Origin of the sequence: Corynebacterium sp. MSK158, assembly GCF_030229085.1 — a bacterium.
In the GTDB taxonomy this organism is placed as follows: domain Bacteria; phylum Actinomycetota; class Actinomycetes; order Mycobacteriales; family Mycobacteriaceae; genus Corynebacterium.
This window is the reverse complement of sequence record NZ_JASPHJ010000003.1, coordinates 85,503-111,883: the sequence shown is the minus strand read 5'-3', so window position 1 is coordinate 111,883 and position 26,381 is coordinate 85,503. Positions and strand designations below refer to the sequence as shown.

27 protein-coding genes are annotated in these 26,381 nt (G+C 60.2%); 19 read left to right on the top strand and 8 right to left on the bottom strand.

Going from position 1 to position 26,381, the window contains the following annotated elements:
* Positions 1–84 precede the first annotated feature (84 nt).
* A complete protein-coding gene (locus QP915_RS03780) occupies positions 85–3,411 on the top strand; it encodes an FtsK/SpoIIIE family DNA translocase (RefSeq protein ID WP_502869319.1) in 3,327 nt (1,108 codons plus the stop codon).
* Positions 3,412–3,580: 169 nt separating this feature from the next.
* Positions 3,581–4,702 carry a TerC family protein gene (locus QP915_RS03775; protein ID WP_284768110.1) on the top strand — a complete coding sequence of 374 codons (1,122 nt, stop codon included), beginning with the start codon at positions 3,581–3,583 and terminating at the stop codon, positions 4,700–4,702.
* Here QP915_RS03775 and QP915_RS03770 read toward each other — a convergent pair.
* Positions 4,699–4,986 carry a YciI family protein gene (locus QP915_RS03770; protein WP_284765875.1) on the bottom strand — a complete coding sequence of 96 codons (288 nt, stop codon included), beginning with the start codon at positions 4,984–4,986 and terminating at the stop codon, positions 4,699–4,701. The two genes, QP915_RS03775 and QP915_RS03770, sit on opposite strands and share 4 nt — an antisense overlap.
* Before the next feature lie 59 nt (positions 4,987–5,045).
* On the opposite strand from QP915_RS03770, the gene pgsA reads away from it, so the two are divergent.
* The 4 genes from pgsA to QP915_RS03750 all read left to right on the top strand — a co-directional run bounded on the left by pgsA (position 5,046) and on the right by QP915_RS03750 (position 7,568).
* Entirely contained in the window at positions 5,046–5,630 is a 585-nt protein-coding gene (gene pgsA, locus QP915_RS03765; RefSeq protein ID WP_284768108.1) for a CDP-diacylglycerol--glycerol-3-phosphate 3-phosphatidyltransferase, read from the top strand.
* A 7-nt stretch (positions 5,631–5,637) separates the two neighbouring features.
* Entirely contained in the window at positions 5,638–6,135 is a 498-nt protein-coding gene (locus QP915_RS03760; RefSeq protein WP_284768107.1) for a CinA family protein, read from the top strand.
* 26 nt (positions 6,136–6,161) lie between these two features.
* Entirely contained in the window at positions 6,162–6,524 is a 363-nt protein-coding gene (locus QP915_RS03755) for a helix-turn-helix domain-containing protein (protein ID WP_284768224.1), read from the top strand.
* A gap of 183 nt (positions 6,525–6,707) precedes the next feature.
* Positions 6,708–7,568, top strand: coding sequence for a PspA/IM30 family protein (locus QP915_RS03750; RefSeq protein ID WP_049377429.1), 861 nt, complete (start codon positions 6,708–6,710; stop codon positions 7,566–7,568).
* A gap of 78 nt (positions 7,569–7,646) precedes the next feature.
* On the opposite strand, the gene QP915_RS03745 is transcribed toward QP915_RS03750, so the two are convergent.
* Genes QP915_RS03745 through QP915_RS03735 form a run of 3 tightly spaced genes read right to left on the bottom strand, consistent with a single transcriptional unit; the run spans position 7,647 to position 9,534 of the window.
* The gene (locus QP915_RS03745; RefSeq protein WP_284768106.1) at positions 7,647–8,267 is read right to left on the bottom strand and encodes an energy-coupling factor transporter transmembrane component T family protein; all 621 of its coding nucleotides are present in this window, start codon (positions 8,265–8,267) and stop codon (positions 7,647–7,649) included.
* Positions 8,268–8,278: 11 nt separating this feature from the next.
* Positions 8,279–8,971 (bottom strand): energy-coupling factor ABC transporter ATP-binding protein, encoded by a 693-nt coding sequence (locus QP915_RS03740; protein WP_284765879.1) that lies wholly within the window; start codon positions 8,969–8,971, stop codon positions 8,279–8,281.
* Complete coding sequence (locus QP915_RS03735) at positions 8,971–9,534, bottom strand: biotin transporter BioY (protein WP_284768104.1); 564 nt, start codon at positions 9,532–9,534, stop codon at positions 8,971–8,973. The genes QP915_RS03740 and QP915_RS03735 overlap by 1 nt, the downstream gene beginning before the upstream one ends.
* 163 nt (positions 9,535–9,697) lie before the next feature.
* On the opposite strand from QP915_RS03735, the gene QP915_RS03730 reads away from it, so the two are divergent.
* From QP915_RS03730 to QP915_RS03710, 5 genes are all read left to right on the top strand, one after another.
* Positions 9,698–9,913 (top strand): DUF3046 domain-containing protein, encoded by a 216-nt coding sequence (locus QP915_RS03730; RefSeq protein ID WP_239277525.1) that lies wholly within the window; start codon positions 9,698–9,700, stop codon positions 9,911–9,913.
* A 182-nt stretch (positions 9,914–10,095) separates the two neighbouring features.
* Positions 10,096–11,232 (top strand): recombinase RecA, encoded by a 1,137-nt coding sequence (gene recA / locus QP915_RS03725; protein WP_284765881.1) that lies wholly within the window; start codon positions 10,096–10,098, stop codon positions 11,230–11,232.
* Positions 11,233–11,280: 48 nt separating this feature from the next.
* Positions 11,281–11,883, top strand: a complete 603-nt coding sequence (gene recX, locus QP915_RS03720; RefSeq protein WP_284768103.1) for a recombination regulator RecX — start codon at positions 11,281–11,283, stop codon at positions 11,881–11,883.
* Positions 11,884–11,928: 45 nt separating this feature from the next.
* Positions 11,929–13,491 carry a tRNA (N6-isopentenyl adenosine(37)-C2)-methylthiotransferase MiaB gene (gene miaB / locus QP915_RS03715; RefSeq protein WP_284768102.1) on the top strand — a complete coding sequence of 521 codons (1,563 nt, stop codon included), beginning with the start codon at positions 11,929–11,931 and terminating at the stop codon, positions 13,489–13,491.
* 22 nt (positions 13,492–13,513) lie between these two features.
* The gene (locus QP915_RS03710) at positions 13,514–14,143 is read left to right on the top strand and encodes an Rv2732c family membrane protein (RefSeq protein WP_284768101.1); all 630 of its coding nucleotides are present in this window, start codon (positions 13,514–13,516) and stop codon (positions 14,141–14,143) included.
* 11 nt (positions 14,144–14,154) lie between these two features.
* Here the strand turns inward: QP915_RS03710 and QP915_RS03705 are convergent, their stop codons facing one another.
* Both QP915_RS03705 and QP915_RS03700 read right to left on the bottom strand, forming a co-directional pair.
* The gene (locus QP915_RS03705) at positions 14,155–15,285 is read right to left on the bottom strand and encodes a GNAT family N-acetyltransferase (RefSeq protein ID WP_284768100.1); all 1,131 of its coding nucleotides are present in this window, start codon (positions 15,283–15,285) and stop codon (positions 14,155–14,157) included.
* Complete coding sequence (locus QP915_RS03700) at positions 15,285–16,589, bottom strand: DUF349 domain-containing protein (protein ID WP_284768099.1); 1,305 nt, start codon at positions 16,587–16,589, stop codon at positions 15,285–15,287. The genes QP915_RS03705 and QP915_RS03700 overlap by 1 nt, the downstream gene beginning before the upstream one ends.
* A 136-nt stretch (positions 16,590–16,725) precedes the next feature.
* Here QP915_RS03700 and QP915_RS03695 point away from each other — a divergent pair, with 136 nt between their 5' ends.
* Genes QP915_RS03695 through dapF form a run of 3 tightly spaced genes read left to right on the top strand, consistent with a single transcriptional unit; the run spans position 16,726 to position 19,087 of the window.
* Positions 16,726–17,325, top strand: coding sequence for a hypothetical protein (locus QP915_RS03695; RefSeq protein ID WP_198493203.1), 600 nt, complete (start codon positions 16,726–16,728; stop codon positions 17,323–17,325).
* On the top strand, positions 17,325–18,221 hold the full coding sequence (miaA, locus tag QP915_RS03690) for a tRNA (adenosine(37)-N6)-dimethylallyltransferase MiaA (RefSeq protein ID WP_284768097.1): 897 nt from the start codon (positions 17,325–17,327) through the stop codon (positions 18,219–18,221). Before QP915_RS03695 ends, miaA begins: the two co-directional genes overlap by 1 nt.
* Positions 18,222–18,226: 5 nt before the next feature.
* Positions 18,227–19,087 (top strand): diaminopimelate epimerase, encoded by an 861-nt coding sequence (gene dapF / locus QP915_RS03685; protein ID WP_284768095.1) that lies wholly within the window; start codon positions 18,227–18,229, stop codon positions 19,085–19,087.
* 46 nt (positions 19,088–19,133) lie between these two features.
* Here dapF and QP915_RS03680 read toward each other — a convergent pair whose 3' ends face one another.
* Positions 19,134–19,745, bottom strand: a complete 612-nt coding sequence (locus tag QP915_RS03680) for a hypothetical protein (protein WP_198493200.1) — start codon at positions 19,743–19,745, stop codon at positions 19,134–19,136.
* A 36-nt stretch (positions 19,746–19,781) separates the two neighbouring features.
* Entirely contained in the window at positions 19,782–20,579 is a 798-nt protein-coding gene (locus QP915_RS03675) for a hypothetical protein (RefSeq protein ID WP_284768093.1), read from the bottom strand.
* A gap of 75 nt (positions 20,580–20,654) precedes the next feature.
* Between QP915_RS03675 and hflX the strand changes: the two genes are divergently transcribed.
* From hflX to QP915_RS03650, 5 genes are all read left to right on the top strand, one after another.
* Positions 20,655–22,148 carry a GTPase HflX gene (gene hflX / locus QP915_RS03670; protein WP_284768092.1) on the top strand — a complete coding sequence of 498 codons (1,494 nt, stop codon included), beginning with the start codon at positions 20,655–20,657 and terminating at the stop codon, positions 22,146–22,148.
* A 31-nt stretch (positions 22,149–22,179) separates the two neighbouring features.
* The gene (locus QP915_RS03665; RefSeq protein WP_040425259.1) at positions 22,180–23,460 is read left to right on the top strand and encodes a uracil-xanthine permease family protein; all 1,281 of its coding nucleotides are present in this window, start codon (positions 22,180–22,182) and stop codon (positions 23,458–23,460) included.
* 131 nt (positions 23,461–23,591) lie between these two features.
* Complete coding sequence (locus QP915_RS03660) at positions 23,592–24,578, top strand: HNH endonuclease signature motif containing protein (RefSeq protein WP_284768091.1); 987 nt, start codon at positions 23,592–23,594, stop codon at positions 24,576–24,578.
* A complete protein-coding gene (locus QP915_RS03655; RefSeq protein WP_284768090.1) occupies positions 24,493–25,971 on the top strand; it encodes a recombinase family protein in 1,479 nt (492 codons plus the stop codon). The genes QP915_RS03660 and QP915_RS03655 overlap by 86 nt, the downstream gene beginning before the upstream one ends.
* A 2-nt stretch (positions 25,972–25,973) precedes the next feature.
* Positions 25,974–26,282: a hypothetical protein gene (locus tag QP915_RS03650; RefSeq protein WP_284768089.1), complete on the top strand. Its 309-nt coding sequence runs from the start codon at positions 25,974–25,976 to the stop codon at positions 26,280–26,282.
* The last annotated feature ends 99 nt before the right edge of the window (positions 26,283–26,381 follow it).

The following is a 26,381-nucleotide window of genomic DNA, read 5'->3' as shown; positions in this document are numbered from 1 at the left end:
TCTGTCAAAAATGCCTCTTCGCGCGGAACGCGCCGAAAGTCGAATCGTTCCCGGCCGTCGGGCCGCAGCCGGTCCGGTGCTGGCATGCCGGAAACCTTGGCTATGACGTCTTCGCATCGGCGCGCGGCGGCGAGCTCGCAGGAGCGTACGGGTAGTGCGTTCCGGGCCGTCGGCAAGGGCTTGGGCGTTGCCTTTAGTGCCACGGCCCGCGGCATGGGAAATATGGCGCGGGGTGTAAGCCATGGCGTGGCCGGGCTCAAGCCCAGCGAAGACGTATATGACACCGAGGAGTACGAGACGACGAGGGAGCCGGAAGAAATTTCTGCACGCGGGGAGAAAAAGAAGAAGAGCAAGGTTACTCGGGCGCGCGATGTAGCCGCGGAAGAAGAGCTTTCTACGATGGAAGCAAGCGAGGAGGAATCACGCGGTATTCAGGTGAAAAATCCTGATGCGGTGGCACTCGTTTTAATCGGCATTGCCATCGTGCTCGCTGCTACCGTCTGGTTTGGCGTTGCTGGCCAGGTTGGCGCCTGGGTGGGCAATATCGTCCGCTATGTCATTGGTGCAGGCGCCTGGGTGCTGCCGGTGGCACTGGTGGCCTTGGCCATTTCCTTGATGATGGATATCTCCGGCCCAGCGGGGCACTTTAAGCCGCGCATTGTGGGTGGTATCAGCATCATCGTCCTTGCCATGCTCAGCTTGATCCACATCTTTGCTGGCACCCCTGAGCTTGGCTTTACCCCGGACAGCGCCGGTGGTGCTGGCGGTGTAATCGGCTACGCTATCGGCGGCCTTCTGGAGACAGCCTTTACCTCTTTCGTCGCAGTGCCGTTGCTTTTCCTCGTCATTATTTACGGCGCCTTGTTAGTCACCGGCATTACTATCCGCGAGGCCTATGAGTTGGTGGCTGATGCCATTGCTGCGGCCTTCTCCCGCTTTGGTGGTACGGATGAAGACTATTACGACGAAGAGGGCGATGACCTCTACGGCCACGTGACTGGCGATATTGATGACATCGCGGAAGGCCGTGAGCGCAGCGAGCGCCCAGCACGACCTGTGGCCAAGCGTCGTTCCTCTGAGCGTGGTGGAAGCCTGCGCGCTTTCCGACGCCCCTCTGAAGACCCCGCCCCGCGTGGTTCTTCTTATCCGGTGGATTCCCCTGCTGCAGCAGAGGAGGAACATGCCACCCGCGCCTTTAGTGCACCAACGCGTGGCGGGTTCCAGCCCGTGTCTAACGCGGCTGAGAAGCCGGTCTCTCGTGACATTGGCGATACCGATGAGATCCCGGTAGTAGACGACGCCGCTGCGTCGTCGCCGGCACAACCGGACTCCTGGGATCCGGAACCAACTCGAGTGCTGGGCACTACTCGTCAACGTTCCACTTCTCCTTCTGCTCGATCGGCTACGGCAGCGGGTGCTGATGCTGGCACCGCCGCCGGTAACGCAATTGGCTCGGCCGCTGGTGCGGCTGCGGGCGCCGCGGGTGCTGCGGGAGCAGCAAGTGGCGCAGCAAAGACTGCTGCTGCGGGTGCTGCCGGTGCCGCTGGCGCTGCAGCGGCCGGTGTAGCTGCAGGCGCTGCTGGATCTGCGGTGGAAGGAGGCGCTGATGCGGTCTCGTCCGCGCACGAGAAGGCCCGCCAACTCTTCCGCGAGCGCTCCGGACGCGACGCTACGACCGGTGCACAGGTGGACTCCACCGAGCCTGCGGCCGAAGCCGCAGGGGCACCAAGCGCTTCAGCTGCTCCTGCGCCGTCCGCGCAGTTTGGCAACGAGAATTACGCGGTTCCCACCACGGACCTGCTGACCCCGGGCACTCCAGCAAAGGAGCGCACGGAGATTAATGACCGCATCATTGAGGCCATCACCGATGTCTTCGAAGAGTTCAAGGTCGATGCCCAGGTAACCGGCTTTAGCCGTGGCCCAACAGTGACCCGGTATGAAATCGAGCTGGGACCAGGCGTCAAGGTATCGAAGATTACGAACCTGCAATCCAATCTGGCCTACGCCGTGGCCACGGATAATCTACGTTTGCTCACGCCCATCCCCGGCAAGTCGGCCGTCGGCATTGAGGTTCCGAACCCGGACCGCGAGATGGTGCACCTGCGCGAGGTGCTTGATGCGCCAAGCATGACCAGCTCCTCGGATCCCATGCTCATCGGTTTGGGCAAGGACATCGAAGGCGAATACACCTCGTTCTCGGTTCAAAAGATGCCGCACTTGCTCGTCGCCGGCGCTACCGGTTCCGGTAAGTCCGCTTTCGTCAACTCCATGTTGGTCTCGCTGCTTACCCGAGCCACCCCTGAGCAGGTTCGCCTCATCTTGGTGGACCCGAAGATGGTGGAACTTACCCCGTACGAGGGCATTCCGCACTTGATCACGCCCATCATTACCCAGCCGAAGAAGGCCGCAGCAGCCCTGCAGTGGCTGGTGGAGGAGATGGAGCAGCGCTACATGGATATGAAGGCTGCTCGCGTGCGCAAGATTGAGGACTATAACCGCAAGGTGGTCTCCGGCGAATACCAGGCGCCGGCAGGCTCCGAGCGCGAGGTGCGCCCGTACCCGTACATCGTCTGTGTCGTTGACGAGCTGGCGGACCTGATGATGACCGCGCCAAAGGAGATTGAGGACTCCATCGTTCGCATCACCCAGAAGGCGCGTGCCGCCGGTATTCACCTGGTGCTGGCAACCCAGCGCCCGTCCGTTGACGTGGTGACCGGTCTGATTAAGACCAACGTGCCTTCACGCTTGGCTTTCGCGACGTCCTCACTGACGGACTCTCGCGTTATCTTGGATCAGGGCGGCGCGGAAAAGCTCATTGGTATGGGCGATGGCCTCTTCATTCCGCAGGGCAAGCGTCCTGTACGTATGCAGGGCGCATTCGTCTCGGATGATGAAGTCATGGCGGTTGTCGATGCCGCCAAGTCGCAGGCCGCGCCGAACTACACCGAGGGCGTGACTGAAGAGAAGCAATCCGAGGCCAAGCAGGAAATCGATGAGGAAATTGGCAAGGACATGGACGACCTCCTCGAGGCCGTCGAGCTGGTGGTCACCGCCCAGTTGGGCTCGACCTCGATGTTGCAGCGCAAGCTGCGCATCGGTTTTGCCAAGGCTGGCCGCCTCATGGACCTGATGGAATCTCGTGGCGTCGTCGGACCGTCCGAGGGCTCCAAGGCCCGCGAGGTCCTAGTGAAGCCGGAAGAGCTCGATACCATCATCTGGATGATTAAGGGCGCCGATCCTGCCGAAGCCCCGAAGGAGATTCAGGAGGAGATGCAGCAGCAGGAGCAGGAGGAAGCTGCCGCTACTTCCGACGCCGATTCTTCCGCAGGCGCCGATTCCTCCCCGCAGGGCGATGCCGGCGACACCCGTACCGTTCAGGCGACGTATAACCCTTCGGCAGGCGCCTTCTAAGATCGTGTAAGGTTGGACGGGTCTTGGAGGGGAGTACCCCATCCTTCGGCATCGATCGTCAGCACGGTAGCATTACGCTCCCGGTCGTGCCGGCCCGGCGGAATTTAGTTCGCCGGGCGGGGGAGACCTCCGGTCAATTTGTTGTATCTTCGACCGGAGGGATGTTCCAATGCATGTGCCATTGTGGATCTGGGCGATTTCTATCGTCGTCATTCTTGGATTCTTTGTTTTTGATTTCTACTCCCACGTGCGCACCCCGCACGAGCCGACGCTGAAGGAATCCGGGTTCTGGACCCTATTCTATGTCGGTATCGCTTTACTTTTCGGTGCCGGCGTGTGGGCCATATGGGATCACGAGCACGGAATCCAATACCTCACGGGTTACGTGACAGAGAAGGCGCTCTCCGTAGATAACCTCTTTGTTTTCGCGCTTATCATGGGCGCCTTTAAGATCCCGCGGAAGTACCAGCAAAAGGTCTTGCTCATCGGTATCGTCATCGCTTTGGCATGCCGCCTAGTGTTTATCCTTTTGGGTGCTGCGGTCATCGCGGCATGGTCCGATATCTTCTACCTGTTCGCGATATTCCTTATCTACACAGCGATCAAGCTCATCGTCGATGAGATTCGGGACGCCCCCGAAACCGATCCCAATGACATGGGCATTATCAAGCTGATCCGCAAGGTAGTCCACGTCACCCCGCGCTACCACGGCGATAAGCTCACGCACCGCGTAGAAGATTCTTCGGGCAAGCGTAAATTCGCGTTCACCCCGCTATTTATCGCGTTGGTGTCCATTGGTCTTATCGACGTGATGTTTGCCTTTGACTCCATCCCAGCCATCTACGGCATTACCTCAGAAGCGTTTCTGGTCTTTACCACCAATGCCTTCTCCCTCATGGGCTTGCGTCAGATGTACTTCCTGCTGGATGGCCTATTGGATCGCTTGGTGTACCTGCCCTATGGTTTGGGCATCATCTTGGGCTTCATCGGTGTAAAGCTCATGTTCCATGCGCTGCATGAGAATAACTTGCCGTTTGTAAACGGCGGCGAGAACGTGGAGTCCATCCCAGAATTTTCCACTATCACCTCTCTTATTGTGATCGTGGGCGTCCTAGTCATTACGGTTATCGCCTCGGTTATCAAAAACAAGCGCGATGAGAACCAGGGCGGAGTACCGGTATCGCACAACCACTTCGACTGGGACGAGGAAGGCAATAAGATCGTCCGCAACAAGAAGGGCGAATTCTTGGGCAAGGCCGAAGACCTGCCCAAGGAAGAGCTACCGCACTAGAAGCGGGCGTTGACGGGATTCCATTCGCGGAAGCTGCGGCCGGTAATGCAGCCGGCCTGGTAGAAGGGGTCTTTGTCCATGAGGGCGATGGCGTCGGCGACCACGGCGTCGTCGCCAAGCCCCACGATGATGAGCGCGCCGCCCTTGGAATCCGTCAACGGGCCAGTGGCAATGATGGTGCCCTCCTCAAAAAGCTGCGCGGTAAACTCGCGGTGCGCGGGGCGGGCCTTAGCAATCTCAGGATTATTGGGGTTGTAGTCGTAGCTAACAGCAAAATACTTCATGCTTCGCAGTTTAAAATGCAGGGGCATCCAAGCGCAGGTGCTTGGTGCTAACAGGTAGTATGTATAACGTGAATCAACCCGGAACACAGTCAGCGCAATCCTCGGATGTGAATCCACAGGTATCCAATTGGAACCTGCCAAATATTCTCACCAGCCTGCGCATTCTTTTCATTCCGGTTTTCGCATGGCTGGTGATTGCCGGCCATGACTGGTGGGCTTTTGGCCTATTCGCTGTCTTGATGCTCACAGATAAGCTCGACGGGGACATCGCACGTGCCCGTGGCCTTATCACCAATTTTGGCAAAATCGCTGATCCCATCGCGGATAAAGCGCTTATGACTACCGCATTGGTGTGCCTCAATATCATTGGGGTACTGCCAGTGTGGATTACCGTGGTCATTCTCATCCGTGAGTTCGGTATCACCATCTGGCGTATGGTTTTGTTGCGCCGCGGCAAGGTCGTTCCTGCTTCGAAGGGCGGCAAGCTGAAGACTGTATTGCAATCCGTGGCAGTCGGGCTGTATCTGTGGCCCTTGCCGGAGTGGATGAACGTTCCTACTTTCCTGGTGATGCTCTTGGCTGCAGTGGTGACCGTGGTTACCGGCGTTCAGTACCTCATCGACGGCAAGAAGCAGAATAGCTAGGTAGTTCATGAGCTCCATGGCGGCCCGCCTCGTATCTGAACTCATTGAGCGCGGCGAAACTTTGTCCTTTTGTGAGTCACTTACTGCTGGGTTGGCCAGCGCCACGGTGGCTTCCGTCCCTGGAGCTTCGGCTGTGTTGCGCGGAGGGCTTGTAACATATGCCACCGAGGTGAAATCCCACTTTTTGCACCAACCGGTAGCCGATATCGAAGCAGCCGGTGTGGTTTCTGGGGAGACCGCCCTTGCAATGGCGCGCGCGGCGGTGGCAGAAACCGCCGCGGACTGGGGGATAGGCCTTACCGGGGTGGCGGGACCAGACCTACAGGAAGGCAAGCCGGCGGGCACGGTTTATATCGGAATTTTTTCTCCTAGCGGAGTCAGTTTTTCGCAGCAGCTGTCCGGGTTGGGGAAAGAGCGAAACGAAATCAGAGAGGCCACGGTCGCAGCCGCCTTGCGGCTCCTGGGCTCAACTTTGGAAGAAAATCCGGCACTGCGGGAACAATAACGAGACAAGGAGCGTTGACCATAGTGATGAACACTTCTACTGCAGTCCTCGAACACCCGGTAAACGGCACTGTTGCACCAGCGGCGCCGGCCACTGCTCGTACCCCTGAGCCGCTTTTGCGTGAGGCTCTTGGGTTGACGCTGCGCGCCTTCCGCGCGGACAAAGGGGTAACCCTGCGCGAATTGGCCGCGGTGGCCCGCGTATCGCCGGGTTACCTTTCGGAACTTGAACGCGGCCGCAAGGAGGTCTCCTCTGAGCTTCTTGCGTCTGTGTGCCACGCGCTGGATTGCTCGGTGTCTGATGTGCTGATTGAAGCGGCCGGTTACATGGCCCTGCCCTCCATGGATGAGGAGCTTGCCCATACGGCACCTGCCGCATCAGAGCTTTAGCCCACAGCGGTCTATGTCAACAGCCGGCCTATTCTCTTGCGAGGAAGGTCGGCTGTGGTGGTTAAGGGGGCGTCGGCAAGCGTCCGCGACCGCGGGGAGTGCAAGCGGTGGAAACAGCGCTTCGCTAGTATAAACAGCAGAACATTACGCACATTTTTTAACCTAGAAAGGTTGAAGCACACCATGGCGAACCCATTTGTTAAGGGCTGGAAGTACCTGATGGCTCTCTTCGATAATAAGATCGAGGAAAACGCCGATCCAAAGGTGCAAATCGAGCAGGCTATTGAGGATGCTCAGCGCCAGCACCAAGAGCTGTCTCAGCAGGCGGCCGCCGTGATTGGTAACCAGCGTCAGCTGGAAATGCAGCTTAACCGCCGTTTGGCAGAGGTAGAAAAGCTGCAGGGCAATGCCCGCCAGGCTTTGGAATTGGCTGATCAGGCCCGTGCTAAGGGCGATGAAAATAAGGCCGTGGAGTATGAGAACGCGGCCGAGGCCTTCGCCGCCCAGCTGGTTACGGCTGAGGAGTCCGTGGAGGATACCAAGAAGCTGCACGACCAGGCACTACAGCAGGCAGAAAAGGCCAAGAATGCGGTTCAGCGTAATAACGCCGCACTGCGCGAAAAGGTCAATGAGCGTTCCAAGCTGCTTTCCCAGCTGGAGCAGGCAAAGATGCAGGAAAAGGTCTCTGAGTCTTTGAACTCCATGAACGAGCTGACTGCCAATGGCAATACGCCGTCTCTGGATGCTGTGCGCGATAAGATTGAGCGCCGTTACTCCAAGGCACTTGGCCAGGCTGAGCTTGCTGAGAACTCCGTGGAAAACCGCATGGCCGAGGTTCAGCAGGCAGGCGTGCAGATGGCCGGTCATTCCCGCTTGGAGCAGATTCGCAGTGAAATGAACTCTTCTAAGTCCGTGGAAGGCAATAAGGCCCAGGCCATTGAGGGCAATAAAGCTTCTGGCTCTGCTGCCGACAACGCTGCTCAGCCCGGCAGTGCCAACAACGATGCTGTGCAGGCCCGTCTGCGTGAGCTGCGTGGGGAGTAATCCCCGACTGTCTTCTAAATAATTATCGCCTCCCTCGGCCATCATGTGGTGGTGCAAGGGAGGCGATAACTTTTGCTGCTAGTCGCCGACGCCGCGGGCTTGCAAAGCCTCACCCATGGCGCGCGCTCGCCGGATGGAGCGAATGATAACCGGGGTGCCAAATGCGAGCGGGGACATTCCGGCACCGCGCGCTTTACGGGCATCAAGGACCTCATAGACGGTTTCAAACATGAGTGGGATGAGCCGAATAGTCAGTGACATAGCCAAGCTAATGTTTTCTACCGGTATTCCCAGTCGCTTTAGGGGCTGCAGCGACTCTTCCAGCGACTCCATGATCTCATCGACCGTGGAGGTCAGCGTGAGCAAGAAGGCAGCCATCATAGCGGCGAAGACATTGAGGAACATCACCGCCGCATAGTCGAAGTCCTTTGCCCACCATTGAAAGCCTGCCAAGGGAACCAGGAAAAAGAGGGGCGGCCAGATCTGACTCCAGGCAATGCCCAGTGGAATCCGGGCGCAAGCATAGAGAAAGACGACAAAACTGACGCCGCCTGCCGCCCACGGAATGGACTTGAAAAAGATGCTGGTGACCAGGATAAAGACTAAGAGGAATGCGATTTTCCAGCTAGGTTTGATGCGATGAACAAAGCTGGTGCCATCAACATAGACGGAAAGTGGGAGATTGGTGCGTCGTTGCATGAGAATTCTCCCTACAGCGGCCGCTGGGCCATGAGGTCTTGGTAAAAATCTATGACCTCCGCCGGCCGGCCATCCGCGGCGATGCGGTGGTTATCGATGCAGATGACTCGATCAAAATCGCGCAGAAAGTCCAGATCGTGCGTCACCACAATTAGTTGCTGTTCTAGTCGCGCGAATTCTCTTTTGATCCGATCGCGGTTGCGCAGATCGAGCAGGGTAGTGGGCTCATCAGCGATGATGAGAATCGGGTCGATGACCATGACCGCTGCCAGCGCGAGGAGCTGCTTTTGTCCGCCGGAGAGTGTATGCGGTGAGCGCTCAGCAAATTCGGCGAGTCCGAAGCGCTCGAGGGCAGCATCCACGCGAGCGATGCGCTCGTGTTTGGGCAGCTTAAAGCGGCGGAGCGAAAAGGCGACGTCATCGCGCACATTGGGCATGACAATCTGGTTTTCGGCATCCGAAAAGACGAACCCCACCTTTTCGCGTACCTTTTTGCCTTGCTTGGCGACGTCCATCTGGTCCACCGTCACCGTACCTTCACTAGGCTCGCCCAACCCATTAATGAGCCGGGTCAAGGTGGATTTCCCACCACCATTCTGGCCGATAATGCCAATGCGCGGTTCAGTGAGGGTGAGGTTGATGTCCTCAAGCACCACGGTGTCATCAAAAGTCACCGAGACCGAGGAAAATTCGATCGTGGGCACTAGGCGGCCTTTCGTCCCATCAGATCGGGGAAGGCCGAGTGAACACCGAGAGCGATGATGACGGCAACGACAAGCTTTCCGGCATCGACAGGGATGAAGGGCAATTGGGCGGCGAAGGCTGGACCAATGTCCAAGCCAGAGCGGATCATGAGACCAAAGGCGCCGCAGATGTATTGGACCGCAAGGCCTGCAATGGCAGCAATGGCAAGTATGACCGCCATGCCGCCCTTGTTCTTAGGGGAGCGGTAGGCAATTGCGCCTGCAACTGCTGGCGAGAGAACATAGCCGATGATGTAGCCTGCGGTCGGGCCTGCCAGCGCGCGCAGCGTGGTACCGCCACCTGCCAGAACTGGGAGGGCGAGCCCCAGGAACAAGAAGAGTAGTCCCACGTAACCGCCGCGCTTGCTGCCCAAAATTAGGCCGGCGAGGATCAGCGCTGCGTTTTGCAGCACGATGGGCACGCCGGCCGAACCGACGGGGATGGATACGAAGGCAAGGACAATGACGAGAGCGGTAAACACGGCAACATAGGCAATGGTGGTTGCCAGAGAGTTCTTTTTCATGCTCAAGAGGTTAGCACTGCATGAAAACTGCAGACAATTGAGGGTTTTGAACGGTGTTCACCCGGGGCTGATAATTGCGAGCCAGAGCTATTGCGGCGGGCTCCCAATCGAGGCTTCTTAGCCCGCTGGCGCCTGTGTTTAAGCGCTGAGTAGGATGGCGCGCATGCGATTGACCGAGTATTACCAGCTCATTAAGGACGAATTTGGCGAGTCTAAGGGAAAGTGGATTAGCCACTCCCATGTCTTGCCAGACCTCGGGGCAACGCCTGATGAGCTTATCGAACGCGGCGTCGATCCGCGTCGCGTCTGGCTGAGCCTGTGTGATGACTTTGATGTACCGAAGGAGCGCAGGTTGGGAGTCGATTACCCGACTTTATAGCGCCGTCGAATTTGACGGACTGGCGTGTTCACTTTCAAAATTCGAACAGATGTATGTAATATGGCGGAAGTGTCGATGCAGTCGTCTACAGTGGGATGGCGTTGACGGAGGGAACCGTTTGAGTTCCACGGCAGTCTAATAATGCGTTAGTACATCGTCGTTAAAGATAAGGATGAAAGTTAATGGCAACCAAAAAGAAGTCTTCTTCTTCCGCCTCTAAGGGAGATGACCGCCAAAAGGCCCTCGATGCCGCGATGGCCATGATTGAGAAGGATTACGGCAAAGGCGCTGTGATGCGCCTGGGTGATGACAACCGCCCACCGATTAAGGCCATTTCCTCCGGTAACACCGCAATCGATGTCGCTCTTGGTATTGGCGGTTTCCCGCGCGGGCGCATCGTAGAGATTTATGGCCCGGAGTCTTCTGGTAAGACCACTGTTGCGCTGCACGCTATTGCATCCGCGCAAAAGGATGGCGGCATTGCCGCGTTTATTGACGCCGAGCACGCGCTCGACCCGCAGTATGCTCGCCTGCTTGGCGTGGATACCGATAACCTCTTGGTTTCCCAGCCAGATACCGGTGAACAGGCCTTGGAGATTGCCGATATGCTGGTGCGCTCCGGCGCAATCGACATCATCGTTGTTGACTCCGTAGCTGCCCTTACCCCGAAGGCGGAAATTGAAGGTGAGATGGGGGATAGTCACGTCGGCCTTCAGGCCCGCCTGATGTCGCAGGCGCTGCGCAAGATGACCGGTGCCCTGTATAACTCCGGGACCACCGCTATCTTCATTAACCAGCTGCGCGAAAAGATTGGCGTGATGTTCGGCTCGCCAGAGACCACCACCGGTGGTAAGGCGCTCAAGTTCTACTCTTCCGTGCGCTGCGATATCCGCCGCATCCAGACCTTAAAAGATGGCCAGGATGCCATCGGCAACCGCACCAAACTCAAGGTAGTAAAGAATAAGGTCTCGCCACCATTTAAGATTGCCGAGTTCGACATCATGTATGGCGAGGGCATTTCTCGCGAGTCGTCCATCATTGATCTTGGCGTCGAAAACGGTTTCATCCGCAAGTCCGGCTCCTGGTTTACCTACGAAGGCGACCAGCTGGGCCAGGGTAAGGAGAAAGCGCGTAATTTCCTGAAGGATAACCCGGATCTGGCCAATGAAATCGAGCAGAAGATTTTCCAGAAGCTCGGTATCGGCGAGGCTGCGGCCGAAGGCGAGGAGGGCGCTGCGATGGACGTTCCTGGTGCCGATGACCCATTGACCGATGAGTCCGTTGATCTCGTTCCAAACGTCGATTTTGATGACGACTAAAATCGTCTAACCCGTCTCCACACTCCGCGTACCATTTGAATCTGCATCATGAATCAGCCCGCCCCCGAAAAGCTCGCCCAACGTCGTCAGGCCCTCGAGGCCTATGAGAATGGAGCAGCTGGGGGCGGGCTCTTCGATCGAGAGGCAGAAGAAGCCAAGGCCAAGGTCCGCTCTCGGGCACTGGGTCTTTTGGATCAGCGCTCTAGGTCCAGGAAAGAGCTTTATGATCGTCTAGTAAAAGCCGAGTTTGAGCCAGATGTCGTTGAGAACGTACTAGATGATTTAGCCCACGCTGGCCTGGTGAATGACGCAGCCTTTGCACATGAGTGGGTGCGCCAACGGCATAAGCGGCGCGGCAAGTCCAGCTCGGTTCTCAACAGGGAATTGCGGGAAAAGGGCGTGAGCGAGGCTGACCGTGCTGAGGCGCTCGAACAGATTGACCCTGCCGATGAACAAGCCATGGCGCAGGCCCTTGCGGAAAAGAAGGCCCGCTCCATTAAGTCCGTACCGGAGGATCGCAAGGAGCGCGACAAGGCCCTACGCCGCATCGTGGGAGTGCTGGCACGCCGTGGCTTCAATGAAGGGATGTCGCTGCAGATTGCAATCGCAGCGCTTGACGCGCGGTGCGCGGATCTGCGCGCAGAGGACTGATACGGCCAAGGCAGGGCAGCACCGGAATGGCCAAGTCCGGCAGTTATGAGATGCCTAGCTTCATGGCTAAACTATGCCGACGTGGAGCAGACAATCGCAGATAACCGTACTTATGAAGTCCGAACTTTCGGCTGCCAGATGAATGTGCACGATTCGGAGCGCATCTCTGGCCTCTTGGAGGAGGCCGGCTACGCGGCCGCCGGCGAAGGCGTGGAGCCAGATCTCATCGTCTTCAATACCTGCGCCGTGCGCGAAAATGCCGATAAGCGGCTCTACGGCACGTTGGGTGCCTTGAAGAAGACAAAGGAAAACCATCCCGGCATGCAAATTGCCGTGGGCGGTTGCCTGGCGCAGAAAGACAAGGACACCGTCCTAGATAATGCCCCGTGGGTTGATGCTGTCTTTGGCACCCACAATATGGCGGCCCTGCCGACGCTGCTGGAGCGCGCCCGACACAACGATGAAGCCCAGGTGGAAATCGTTGATTCCCTCGAGGCTTTTCCGTCGGTCTTGCCAGCCAAGCGTGAGTCTGCCTATGCCGGCTGGGTTTCTGTTTCCGTAGGTTGCAATAACACCTGCACCTTCTGCATTGTTCCTTCCCTGCGCGGCAAGGAAGAGGACCGCCGGCCCGGCGATATCTTGGCCGAGGTCAAAGCTCTAGTAGATCAGGGCGTATCCGAGGTCACCCTGCTGGGGCAAAACGTCAATGCTTATGGCGTCAATTTCGCCGATCCCGACATGCCACGTGACCGTTTCGCCTTTTCGAAGCTGCTGCGCGAGGTAGGCAAGATCGAAGGCCTTGAACGCCTGCGCTTTACCTCCCCGCACCCAGCGGAGTTTACTTCCGACGTCATCGACGCCATGGCCGAGACCCCGGCCGTGTGCCCGCAGTTGCATATGCCGCTGCAGTCTGGCTCCGACAAGGTCCTTAAGGACATGCGCCGTTCCTACCGCACTAAGAAGTTCCTGCGGATTTTGGACGAGGTACGGGACAAGATTCCGCACGCCGCAATCACGACAGATATCATCGTGGGCTTCCCAGGCGAGACCGAGGAAGACTTCCAAGACACCATGGAGCTTGTGCGTCGCGCTCGTTTCGCCTCGGCCTTTACCTTCCAGTACTCCCCGCGTCCGGGAACCCCGGCTGCGGAAATGGAGGACCAGATTCCCAAGGAGATCGTCCAGGATCGTTTCGAGCGTCTCGTCGCCCTGCAAGATAGCATCCAGGCCGAGGAAAACAAGAAGCTCATCGGCACGGATGTGGAGCTTTTGGTGCAGGCCGAAGGCGGCCGCAAAAACGATGAAACCCACCGCATGACCGGCCGTGCGCGCGATGGCCGCCTGGTGCATTTCACCCCGGTTGACTCTGACGGCACGGATATTTCGGCGGAGATTCGCCCGGGCGATGTGGTGCATACCCAGGTCACCGGTGCGGGCTCTTTCTTTTTGCTTGCCGACGCCGCCGTTACCTCACACACCCGCACCAAGGCCGGCGACATGTCTGCTGCCGGCGAAACGCCTACCACGGCACCTATCGGCGTCGGTCTGGGATTGCCGTCGATTGGCAAGCCCGCGGCGACCGAATCCGGCGATTCCTGCGGTTGCTAGCAGGGGAGTAGGCTAGGGAGCCATGACTGAGGAACATTCGACCACCGCAGCCCACAATGCAGCTAACGCTGAGCGTAGAGCAGCACAAACAATGGACCTCGGCGGTCACAAGGTCACGCTGTGTATTGCAGTGGTTGCCTATATTCTCTATCTGATTTTGCCCTACGCAGGTTCAGCACATGGTTGGGAGGCATTGACGTTCGGTACCACCTCAAGTGGCGTCAGGATTTCCATCATGGAAACCGTCTCCGCGTGGCTCGCGCTCATTGGGCTGGGCATTCTTACTCCGGTGACACTGTTCACCCGCCGCGCCACGCCTGGGCTGATTGCATGGATGCTGGTGACGGTGTCTTTCTTTGCCAACCTATGGGGCTTCTGGTTCCGTGGTTCTACCGCCGACGGCGCTTCGCTGGGAATGTGGGTAGGAATGCTGGCTACCTTCCTAGCATTTCTGGCCTATAGCATGGTGGCGCTGCGCCGCAGCCCAGAGCAGAAGGCTGCCGAAGCCCGCGTGCGCGCCACCGCCGGACAGCTCGATGAGGTGGGTGAATTCCAATCGAGGATTGACGCGGCACCGCAGCGGGAGCCACTGGAAGACAATCGCCGCAAGCAAGCCGCCGAACGCCACCGCGCCCAGCGCGGCGAGCAGTAAGCCTACCGCCACTAGTCCCGCAGCCGCAATTCCCACGCAGAAGAGCGGGAAAGTTCCCGGGCGCCCAGGCTGCGGTAAATGGCATTCATTGCCGCGTCCTTGGCGGCAACGGAACTATAGCAGCGCCGTACCCGCGGCCAATAGCCTGCCACCTCATGCAGCGCTGTGAGCTTGGCTAGCTGCGCAAGTCCGCGGCGGCGGTGCGGGCGATCGGTCACAGTCAGAGTCCACTCGCATACTTCAGGATTCGCGTCCTCGTGCCGAGCCATTTCGGTTAGCGCGAGAATGCTCCCATCCTCGGCGGTAAGTGCGATAAGAAGCGTGTGCCCGCGACGAGAGCGCAGGCGGCTGTGCGCTTCGCGCAATCGAGCACGCGTCCACACGATGGGCTCCACCGTCAAATCACCAGTTTCCGCGTCAGCGGAAGCTAGGCTAAGCAGCCGCATGACCTCGTCGAGGTAGTCCTCAGGGATGTCGTAATCCGGCCAGACTCGGGCCGTGATTCCCGCTGGGAGCAGTGCTGCGACCGGGCTTTCGGGGATGTCCATCACCAGCTGGTGCTCCGCATGCCTTTGCGTAAATCCCAACTCGCGGTAGATGCTGCCCATAGCGTCGTAGTCTGGATCCGCGCCCGGCGGGTTCAATAATCCCACGTGCGCTACGGTGCGGCCGAGCTGCCGGGCCAGCTCCAGCGCCTTCGTACCCATCCACTCGGCAACCTTGCGCCCTTCCTCATCGAGCTGCTCGCCGGGCAGAGGCAGGTCGCACAGCACGCATTCAATTTCAGCGGCCTCGCGCTCCTCCAAAAGCGGCAGGCTAATGTGGATGAACCCGAGGTAATCCAGCTCCGGGCTCGGTTCCACCGAGGGGATGAGCGGCAGTCCCAGCTCGGAAACCTCACCAAGGGTGGAGTCGCCGTCCACTACGGCAAAAAGATGGGTCTGCGATTCGCTAGAACCCTGCAGACGCTGTACCACACGGCCCGGCGACGTCGATGCCGCGGCATCGCCGCTGGCTTCTTGGGCTGCCAAGTTGGCCCAAAAGACGAAGCTGCGAATACAGTCCGCAGGTTCGCTGGGCTGGGTGTGAGCGGTAGGCGAGTGCGCCGGCCGCGGTGGCCGCGCAATGTGGACGAGGTGCACTACTTGTCATTGACGGCGTTAGCGGCGGCGTCGGCAAAAGCCTGCCACTGCTCGGCCTGCGCACGCAGTTCAGCGGCCTTTTTCGCATTGCCCTTGGCCTCAGCTGCCTCGGCTTGGGAGTTAAACTCATCGACCTTAGCCTGGAACTGCGCCACGCGTGCTTGCGCTTCTGGGTCGGTGCGGCGCCACTCGGACTTTTCTGCGTCAGCGACGCGCTGCTCCAGCGCCTCAATCTTGGACTCGTACTCGCGCACCTGCTTGCGGGGAACGAAGCCAATTTCTTCCCACTTTTCCTGCAGCTCGCGCAGCTTGGCCTTCGCACCCTCGATGCCCTTGGACGGGTCGATCTGCTCGTCGTATTCCGCGATCAAGGCGTCCTTGGCCTTGGCATTTTCTGCAAACTCGCGGTCGCGCTCGTCATTGACGGCATTGCGGGCATTGAAGAACTTGTCCTGGGCGGCGCGGAAGCGGGCCCAGAGCTTATCGTCCACGTCGCGCGGGGCGCGGCCGGCAGCCTTCCACTCAGTCATCAAATCGCGGTAGGCACGGGCGGTGGGGCCCCACTCGGTGGAATCCTGGATAGCCTCGGCGCGCTCGACCAGTTCTTCCTTCTTCTTGCGGGCAACCGCACGGGCGCGGTCCAGCTCGGCAAAGTGGGAGCCACGACGGCGGTTGAAGGAGTCGCGGGCGCGGGAGTAGCGCTTCCACAGGGAATCATCGGTCTTGCGATCAATGCCCTTAATCTGCTTCCACTCTTCTAAAATGGCGCGGATGCGGTCACCAGCGGCCTTCCATTCGGTGGAATTTTCTGCGATGTCTTCTGCTTCCGCCGCCAGCTTCTCCTTGGCAGCAATAGCTTCCTCGCGGCGGCGCTCCTTATCGGCCTGCGCCTGCTCACCGGCTTCTACCGAGTGCTCAATGACGGCAACAAGGCGGCGGTCAAGTGCTGCGATATCACCGATGACCGCAGCGGTAGGCAGGGTGTCGCGCAGTTGCGCTGCGGTCTTCTTGATGCCAGCGGCCTCGCTGGGGTTGGCGCGCAGGCGCGCCTCGAGCAGTTCAATTTCGGTGGAGAGGTCGTCGTAGCGCGCGCCGTAGTGCTTTAGGCCCTCCTCGGGGGTGCCGGCCTGCCATTCGCCAATCTTGCGTTCGCCCTCCGGAGCGGAAACGAAGACGGAACCATCCGCGTCGACGCGGCCCCACTTGGCCGGGTCATTCTTGCTGGGTGTCTGGACTGGAACAGGCTTTGCGGTGGGACGAGGGCCCTTCTTGGGCATGGAACCTGGGGTAGGGATGGGAGACATGACAAGCCCTCCTATGCATAGATCGCCGCGCGTCACGGCTGCCGAATAAAATCACTGGATACATTACCGCGAATATCCCGCGCGTGCCCAGATTCTATTTAATTACCTCCACTTGGGTAGATAGTATGGAGGAATAATGTTCAATCTCATGGTAATGCCTGCGTCACCGGCGCTGGCCGTGGAGCTTTCCGCCAATGACGCTGCTTCCCGCGCCCTGCTTGCCGCTGCCCGTACGCTCGCAGTGGAGGCTGCAGCCGCTGGAATAGTGGAAGTAGATATCGTCGGCAGCCAGGATAAGCGCTGGTATACCGCCCATTCCGGAAGCTTACGGGCCTGGGGTGCGGCCACTGACCTGGGCGGCGGCAACTTCCTTCCGGAGATCATGGCTCGGTACGTGCTGCACAGCGTGCCGCAGCTTCACGCCCGCGCTAGCCGGGAGCACATTGGCCAGCCGGATCCGGCGGCGCTCACCATCGTCGTGGCAGATGGCAGCGCGGGCCTGACCGAGCGCGCCCCCTTGGCGCTCGTTCCCGGTGCCCAGGAAGCGCACGAGTGGTGCGAGGAGGTGCTCATGGGGGCGTCGGCAAGCAAGGCAGGCGAATGGCTGTCCCAGCGCGGTGTGGTAGAGCCCGCGCTGTGGGAGGAGTTAGCAGGACTACAACCAAAGAAGGCGCAATTGCTGGCCACCGACGCCACCCTGGGGGTTGGCCGCTACGTTGCAGGGTGGGAGGTCTAATGCGCCCGATAGCAGTGTTTGGCCCCACCGCCTCCGGCAAATCTGCGCTGGGCTTGGCGCTGGCGCAGGAGCTGGACGGTGAGGTGGTCAACGTCGATTCCATGCAGCTCTACCGCGGTATGGACATTGGCACCGCCAAGCTCACCCCGGCCGAGCGCGAGGGAATCCCGCACCACCAGCTCGATGTGTGGGACGTGACCGAGACCGCTTCTGTGGCGCGCTACCAGCGCGATGCCATCGCGGACGTGAAAGGCATCATGGCCCGCGGCAAGACGCCAATCCTAGTCGGCGGCTCCATGCTTTATGCCCAAGCGCTGGTCGATGACTGGCAGTTCCCACCCACCGACCCCGCCGTCCGCGCCAAGTATGAGGCCCGGCGCGTAGAAATCGGTACCGATGCCCTGCATGAGGAGCTGGCGCAGGTGGATCCGGCCGCGGCCGCCATCATTGAAGATAAGGACCCACGGCGCACCGTGCGTGCCTTGGAGGTCATCGAACTGACCGGTAAACCTTATAAGGCTAGTCAGCCGCCGAAGGACGCCCCGCCGCGGTGGGGCACCCGTTTGCTCGGCCTGCGCACCACCGCAGACTGGCTTAATCCGCGCATCGAGTTGCGCACGCGCCTGATGTTTGAGCGTGGGCTCATCGAGGAGGTCGAGCGCCTCCAAGCCCAAGGCTTGGTTGCCGATTCCACGGCCGGGCGCGCCATTGGCTATGCGCAGGTATTCCAAGCCCAGCGTGGCGAACTTACGTGGGATGAGGCCGTCGAGCGCACTATTACCGGGACACGGCGCTACGTGCGCCGCCAACGTTCCTGGTTCAACCGCGATAAGCGCATCATGTGGTTGGATGCCGCGGGCGATACGCCCGCCCAGGCGCTGCGCGCGCTAGGGTAGGGAGCATGAAATTTGCCAAGGGTCATGGAACTGAGAACGACTTCGTCATCGTCGAAGACCACGCGGCCACCACGCCGCTTGCCCCCGAGCGCGTAGCGGCGCTGTGCGATCGCCGCGCGGGTATCGGCGGCGACGGATTGCTGCGCGTCGTGCGCGCCGAGGCCTTGCTCGCGGCTGGGGAAATCGAGTCGCTGGCCGAGGGCATCGCGCCCACTGACTGGTTCATGGATTATCGCAACGCTGACGGCTCTGTGGCCGAGATGTGCGGAAACGGCACCCGCGTTTTCGCCCACTGGCTGCGCTCGCGCGGCCTCGTGGAAGAAGACGAGTTCACCATCGGCACCCGCGCCGGCGCCAAGCGCGTGACGGTGCACTCGTGTGATGCGCATGCGGCTGAGGTCACCGTGGAGATGGGACCGGCCGAAGTAACGGGTGTATCCACCGCGTCTATGGCCGGGGAGAGCTACGCCGGTCTAGGCGTTGACATGGGCAATCCGCACCTCGCGGCCGTGGTGCCGGGACTGGACGCCGAGGGCCTTGCAGCCAAGACTTTCGAGCAGCCCATCATTGATGATTCTTTCTTCCCCGCCGGCGTGAATGTTGAGGTCGTGACCCCGCTGCGTGATGGCCACGTGCACATGCGCGTCTTTGAGCGCGGGGTAGGAGAGACCCGCTCCTGCGGCACCGGCACCGTGGCGGCCGCGACCGCCGCGCTTGCCGACGCCGCCGTTGACCACACCACCACCCCTCACGGCACCGTGCGCGTACACGTCCCCGGCGGGGAAGTGACAGTGGACATCTACGAGGGCGGCTCGCGCCTGACCGGCCCGTCCGCGATCGTCGCCACCGGCGAGACCTCCCTTTAGACCGCGTCGGGCCCGACGCGCGCGGAGCGCGGTACACGGTGAGTGCTTAGGCGCTGCGTCCTTCGCCTTCCTCTTCCTCGAATGCTTGCTCTTCGAGGGCTTGGCGGCGCAGGGCGCGATTTTTTACTTCGTTCTTTTCATACTTCGGCCCGAGCGCAAAAGCGGCGCGGCGGGCCGATAGCCATGTTTCCTTGAGCTCGCGAGCCCGTCCATCGGTCACCTTGAGCAAGGACTCCAGCTCGTTGGTGCTGACCTCTTCCGAGTTGACGCGTAGGTTCAGCCGGCGCAGAAACCGTCGGGAGCCCGAAATCTCATAGTGGAAGGCTTCGATGGTGGGGTCGGAGCAATCCAGATCTAAAAGCGCCGGCCGGTAAAGCGTGCGGTCCGCGATCTTTTCGGCCGCCTCGGAGGACCGGAAGTCTTCGTATTCGGCCAAGACGTCCTGAATATCTTCGGCAGAGAGCCGAATAGAGCTGCGCAGCGCCGCCTGCTCCGAGGCATCCGGCCGAGCGTGGAGCATGAGCAGTGCTGCCGCGATGAGTAGTGCCGCGATGAAAACCCCGGGGAGTTTTAGGGTTGCCACAACTGCCACTGATCCGACTAGGATCAGCGCGAGAACCAATACACGCCGGTTCCTCGCATTTTCCGGGAAAGGCATCCACACAGCTATTCCACCAGACCTTTGCGTCAGCTCTTAGTGGCCGCCGCAGCCACAGCCTCCGGAACCACAACCGCAGCCAGCGCCATCGCCGCAGCCACCGCTGGGCATTTCAATAGAAGCCGTCAGCAGGGCGGTGCCGGCCACGATAGAGTCCTTGGCGGGCAGCTCGTCGCTGCCCGCAGGCAGGCAGAGATCGAAGGGGAAGAGGCCATCCATCACGAGGTGGGCGAATTTCTCGCCGGTGAGCTCATTGGTACGCCACTCGGATTCCATGACGCGCGCCGCAAAGGTAGCGGCCGGGGTAGGAACCTCCGCGCCAGAACCGGAGGAAATTACCTTCGCCCCCGCGGACTCAAAGAGCGCCGGGAATTCGCCCTCGGCCGCCTCATAGGCATCGGCAGACTCGTAGGTGCGGATATCGAGGCCCATGGCGGTGAGGGAGATTTGCTGCCACTGCTGCAAGGGTTCGTCGGCAAGCAAAGGCCCCTGCGCCAAGTTCGCGGTGGCCTGGGCGATGGTGGTGCCGAAAGGATCGATGATCTCCAGCAGGGCGAGAACATCGTTGACCATTTCCACGTGGGCGAATCCCTGCGTAACGGCATTGAAGCCGATGAAGGTAGCAAAAGGCTCCACCGCGAGAATATTGAGCTGCGCGCCTGATGGATCGGTGAACTGGATCAGCTGACCACCGCGTACCTCACCGGTAACGGCCAAGCGATCGCTCGCGATAGCGGCCTCGACGGCATCCTGCCAGCGTTCGAAATTGAGGCCAATCGCCTGCATCTCGGTATTTTGCTGCGCCCCAGTGTCCTTAACGTTCATGCCCGCCATTGTATCGCCTTGTGCAGCCAGCTAAGAATCCGCAATTCCCGCTTTTGGCCGCAACGTGCCAAAATGAATGGTAGTATGACCGAATTTTCCCAGCACAATAACGACGATCTCCTCGCCCGCGCGTTCCGCGATAACGACGCCCCTACCGCACCACAGGCGACGCCCACCACCGGTGACCTTGACCTGGCAGAGCGCAACGCCTTCCGCCGCGTCACCCGTGAGACCACCATCCGCGCCGAGGACACCACCGATGGCTATGAGGTGGAGTACCGTAAGCTGCGCCTCGAGCGCGTCATCTTGGTTGGCGTGTGGACTGAGGGCACCGTGGCCGAGGTGGAAGCCACCATGGACGAGCTCGCGGCGCTGACCGAGACCGCCGGCGCCGAAGTAGTAGAGATGATCTACCAAAAGCGCGATAAGCCTGACTCCGGCACCTTCATTGGCTCCGGCAAGGTCAAGGAATTGCGCGATATCGTTGAGTCCACCGGCGCCGATACCGTGGTATGCGATGGCGAGCTCAACCCCGGCCAGCTCACCGCTCTCGAGCGCGCGCTTAACACCAAGGTCATTGACCGCACGATGCTCATCCTTGACATCTTTGCCCAGCACGCCAAGTCCAAAGAGGGCAAGGCGCAGGTCTCCTTGGCACAGCTGGAATACCTCTACACCCATACCCGTGGTTGGGGCGGCAACCTTTCGCGCCAGGCGGGCGGCCGCGCCGGCTCCAACGGCGGCGTCGGCCTGCGTGGTCCCGGTGAAACCAAGATTGAGACGGACCGCCGCCGCATCCGCACGGAGATGGCCCGGCTGCGCAAGGAGCTGCGCGCTATGAAGACCGCCCGTGAGGTCAAGCGTTCCAAGCGCCAGCGCTCGACCATCGCGCAGATAGCCATTGCCGGCTACACCAACGCCGGAAAGTCCTCGCTCATTAACGCCATGACCGGCGCCGGCGTGCTGGTGGAGGACGCACTCTTTGCCACGTTGGACCCCACCACTCGCCGTGCCACGCTTGCCGACGGCCGCCAGGTCGTCTTCACCGACACCGTCGGCTTTGTCCGCCACCTGCCCACGCAGCTGGTCGAAGCCTTCAAATCCACCCTGGAAGAGGTGCTGGCCGCCGATATCATGTTGCACGTGGTCGATGGCTCTGACCCATTCCCGCTCAAGCAGATTGAGGCCGTCAACCAGGTCATCTATGACATTGTGTCCGAAACCGGCGAGCAGGCCCCGCCCGAGATCATCGTGATCAATAAGATCGACCAGGCCGACCCGCTGGTGCTCGCCGAGCTGCGCCACGTACTCGACCATGAGGACGTCGTCTACGTATCCGCGCGCACGAGCGAGGGAATCGACGAGCTTACTGCGCGCGTGGAGCTCTTCCTCAACTCCCGCGATAGCCACGTCAAGCTGCAGGTTCCCTTCACCCGCGGCGATGTGGTGGCCCGCGTACACGCCGAGGGCACGGTGCGCCACGAGGAGTACACGGCCGATGGCACGCTTGTCGACGTCCGCCTTCCCGCGCCCACCGCCCGCGAACTTGCCGAATTCATCGTGGAGGAAGTTTCCTAAAACCAGCCTGGGTGATCCATAATTAAGGCTCGTGAGCTTAAAAGGTTGGACCGTCCACGGAGACGGTAAAAGGATTGCACCGGGCGCGGTCGTAGCGCCGGAAGAACGACTCAGCTGGGGCCGAACCATCGGCATCGGAATGCAGCACGTGGTGGCCATGTTCGGCGCTACGCTGTTGGTTCCTACCCTGACCGGATTCCCCGTCAATACGACGCTGCTCTTTTCCGGCCTCGGCACCATTTTGTTCCTGCTTATCACGCGCAACCGGTTGCCGTCTTACCTCGGCTCCTCGTTTGCATTCATCGCACCGCTTTCGGCGTCGCAGCAGTACGGTATCGCCGCGCAGGCGGGCTCCATTTTGGTCACCGGCCTCGTCTTGGCTGCGGTGGGTGTGGCAGTCAAAATCGCCGGCCGCCGCGTGCTTGATGCCGTCATGCCGCCGGCCGTCACCGGTGCAATCGTGGCCCTCATCGGCCTGAACCTAGCGCCGAATGCGGCCGAGAACTTCGCCTCCCAACCGCTCGTGGCCGCCGTGACGCTACTCGTCATCTTGCTGGCCACCGTCGCCGGCCGCGGTATGGTCTCGCGCCTATCCATCCTGCTCGGCGTGGTCGTCGGCTGGGTCTTCGCTGCGCTGACCGGCAACCTCGGCGATGACGCCGTCGCGGCCATCGATGCCGCCCCGTGGGTAGGCCTGCCGGAATTCCACGCGCCTTCTTTCAACGTCTCCGCCATTGCCGTGGCGCTTCCAGTGCTGGTGGTACTCATCGCGGAAAACGTCGGCCACGTCAAGGCCGTCTCCGAGATGACCAAGCGCGATCTCGATGACCTGGCTGGTGACGCGCTGATCGCCGATGGCCTTGCGTCCACCCTTGCTGGCGGCTTCGGCGGCTCCGGTACCACGACCTACGCCGAAAATATCGGCGTGATGGCCGCAACCCGTGTATATTCCACCGCGGCCTACTGGGTGGCGGCCTTTACCGCCATCCTTTTGGCCTTCGTGCCGAAGTTTGGTGCGCTGATTTTCACCATCCCGACCGGCGTTCTGGGCGGCGCCTGCATCGTGCTGTATGGACTCATCGGCATGCTGGGCGTGCGGATCTGGATGGATAATAAGGTTAATTTCAATAACCCGGTCAACCTGACCGCGGCCGCGGTGGCGCTTATCGCGGGCATCGGCAACCTGACCCTCACCGTGGGTGGGGTTTCCCTCGAAGGCATTGCGTGGGGCTCGGTAGGCATCATCGTGGCCTATCCGATTATGAAAAAGCTTTACGATTCCGTCGGTGAGGGTCACGGCGCTAAGTACTAATTTTCAACCTGTGGATAACTGCCCGTCGCGCGCCCGCGGCGGGCAGTGTTGTTGACGGACCAACGCGGGTTATCCACAGCGCGCCGGTATGCGGCTCGCTTAGGCGTGCGGGGTCTATTTAACTTAGCGGCATGACCGCATTGGACGCATACCTAAACGCAGTGAACGCCGGCATGGACATTGTCGCCGCCGTTCAAGGGTTTAGCGATCGCGAGCTCATCGCACGGGGCGCCTCTGACATAGCCGCGCGCGACCTGCTGCGTCTATGCGATACCTACTTCGGCCGGTGCGGCTTTGCTGCCAAACAGCGAGCGGCGCGGCAGACTAGGCATTCCCTCGACGTGTTACTGCTGATTGAAAAATACGCCTTGCGCTTGCCGACGCAGCGCGACGCCTGGACCCTACGCACCGAGCTGTGTGCCTTTCGCGGCAGCGCCACCGCCCTGGAAAAGCGTGCCCGCGCTTTGGTACGCGAACTGCGACCGCGCCGCGCGCCCGAAAAGGGAGTGCGCATTACCCGCCGCTCCGGCGGTCCTTGGTCACTGACTATTACCGGGGATTCAGCCGATGTGGCGGATATGCACGCTGCATTGGATGCCAATAAGCCCCTGGAATCTGCCAAAGACCTCTTCTTTGGCAAGGCGGATGCGACGCGGCCGACGGTGACGACTCAGGTGGTTCTCACCCTTGACGAGCTCGACCGAATAGTCGACGGAGGCGGCGAGGAAATCACCCTCCAACTCACCAACGGCGCTCGAATCACCGGGGCGGAGCTTGTCGCGCGGACACTGAGCGACCACGGCTATGTCACGCTCGTTCATCCCCACGAGGGGCCGGTTAACCTCTACCGGACCTCGCGCGTGGCCAACGACAAGCAGCGGCTCATGGCGGCTGCGGTCAACCCGGTATGCCCGTGGGAGAGCTGTAACTATCCCGCCGACAAGTGCCAGATTCACCACCTCAAAGCCTGGAAGCATGGCGGTGAGACCAACGCTGCGAACCTAGTAGGTGGATTGGTGTACAACTATCTATATGACCACAAAGACCACCACCACAACGCTGCCCGCCGGTATCTACGTGCGCATTTCCCTAGACAAGCACGACGGTGCAGGTGTTGAGCGCCAAGAAGAAATGTGCCGTCAATTGGCCGCCGAGCACGGCCTTGAGGTAACACGGGTGTATTCCGATAACTCAATTTCTGCTTACTCGGGAAAGACGCGCCCCGGCTTTATTGACCTTGTAGCCGACGTCAAGGCCCGCAAGATTGGCGCGGTGCTATCGTTCGCACCCGACCGCATTAGCCGCAACGTGAGCGAATACGGACTATTCAAGGCCACCCTCAAAAACACGCATTGCCGCCTTATCTATGTCAATGGCGGCGAGCAGGCCCTAGACGACCCCAACGCCGACCTTATTAGCACGATGTTGTCGGGCGTGAGCCAGTGGGAGAGTGCGATTAAGTCCACCCGCGTAGCCGCCGCCTTTGCACAGCACCGCAGCCGTGGGGACTATCCCACCAAGCCGAACCGGCTGTTTGGATACACCCGCAGCGGTGAGCCTCACCCCACCGAGGCGCCCCTTGTACGAGACGCGGCAACCCGTATCTTGGCAGGGGAGTCACTACGCCGCATTGCCCGTGAATGGGAGGAAAAGGGCGTTACCACCACCAGCGGCGGCCGCCCCAATGCACAGAACTTACGCAAGAGCTTGCTAACGCCAACAATGGGCGGGTTTACCCATTACGGGTTAAAGAAAAAGGATTACACCGCCGCCGAGTGGGAGAAGTTGAGCGCGTGGGACAAGCTCGGAATTATAGGCCGCGGCAATTGGGAGCCGGTGCTCGACCCCGAGGTATGGCAGGCATTGTGGGCACACTTGACCAACCCGGCACGCAAGACCAACCGTGTAGGCAACGCCCCGCAACACTTGCTTAGCGGAATTGCGCTGTGTGGACATTGTGGCGCGCCCATGTATTGCCGTAACAAGTGGTACAAGAAAAAGGCCGAGGAAGAACCCAAGCGTATCTATTGGTGCAAGTCCACCGGCGGCGGTCACCCCACCCGCATTGCCGACCCGCTGGAGCGCTATATTACCGACCTTGTGCTTGCCCGGCTTCACCAAGCAGACATTGTGGGCGAGCTTGCCGCCGGTGTGGATACAGATCGCCGGGCAGAGTTGACCACCACACGCGATATGGTGCGAGGCCGTATAGCTGACCTTGAGCAACAGGCCACGCTAGGAAACGTGGGCATGGACCAGTTCGGCCGTATGAACAAAGCGTTAACAGACCAGCTTGAGGCTATCGACGCCGAGCTTGTAGAGCTGGCAGGCGCGGGCGGTGTCCTCTCCGAGGTAGCCGGGGTTGCCGATGTTCGCGCATGGTGGGTTACAGCCACACTCGAGCTAAAGCGCGAACTTATCCGAGCGCTAATGACCATCACCATAGAGCACACCGGCGGCCCGCAATCTAAGTTCAATCCAAAGTTTGTCACCGTAGATTGGAAGGTGTAGCCATGGCCTCTCGCGTACTGAAAATTAAATGTAAGTGTCGGCCTACGCCACAGGGGGCGCCGCGGCCGGTATCCAACCTCATGTGGCTCAAACAATCTGCCCACGCTAATCGCTACATGGCACCGGCTTTCGACCGGCAGGTGCGTAACGCTGTGGTGACCGAATCGGGACAACCGGGCGAGCCTATAGGCGAGCACGTTTTTACCGTGGAATGCACCAAGTGCCGCCGCGTGCACACGGTAAAGTTCGCACAGCTCGTTGAGTGGTGGGGCGATTATCTCAGTGGGGGCACCCCCTCGGTTGAGCTTTAAGCGCCTATCGCTTATACTTAAAACACAACTTTATCGGCGTGGTTGCCAAACGAGCCTTTACCAGCGTCAATGCTAGGTAAACGGTATTCACCACACTAA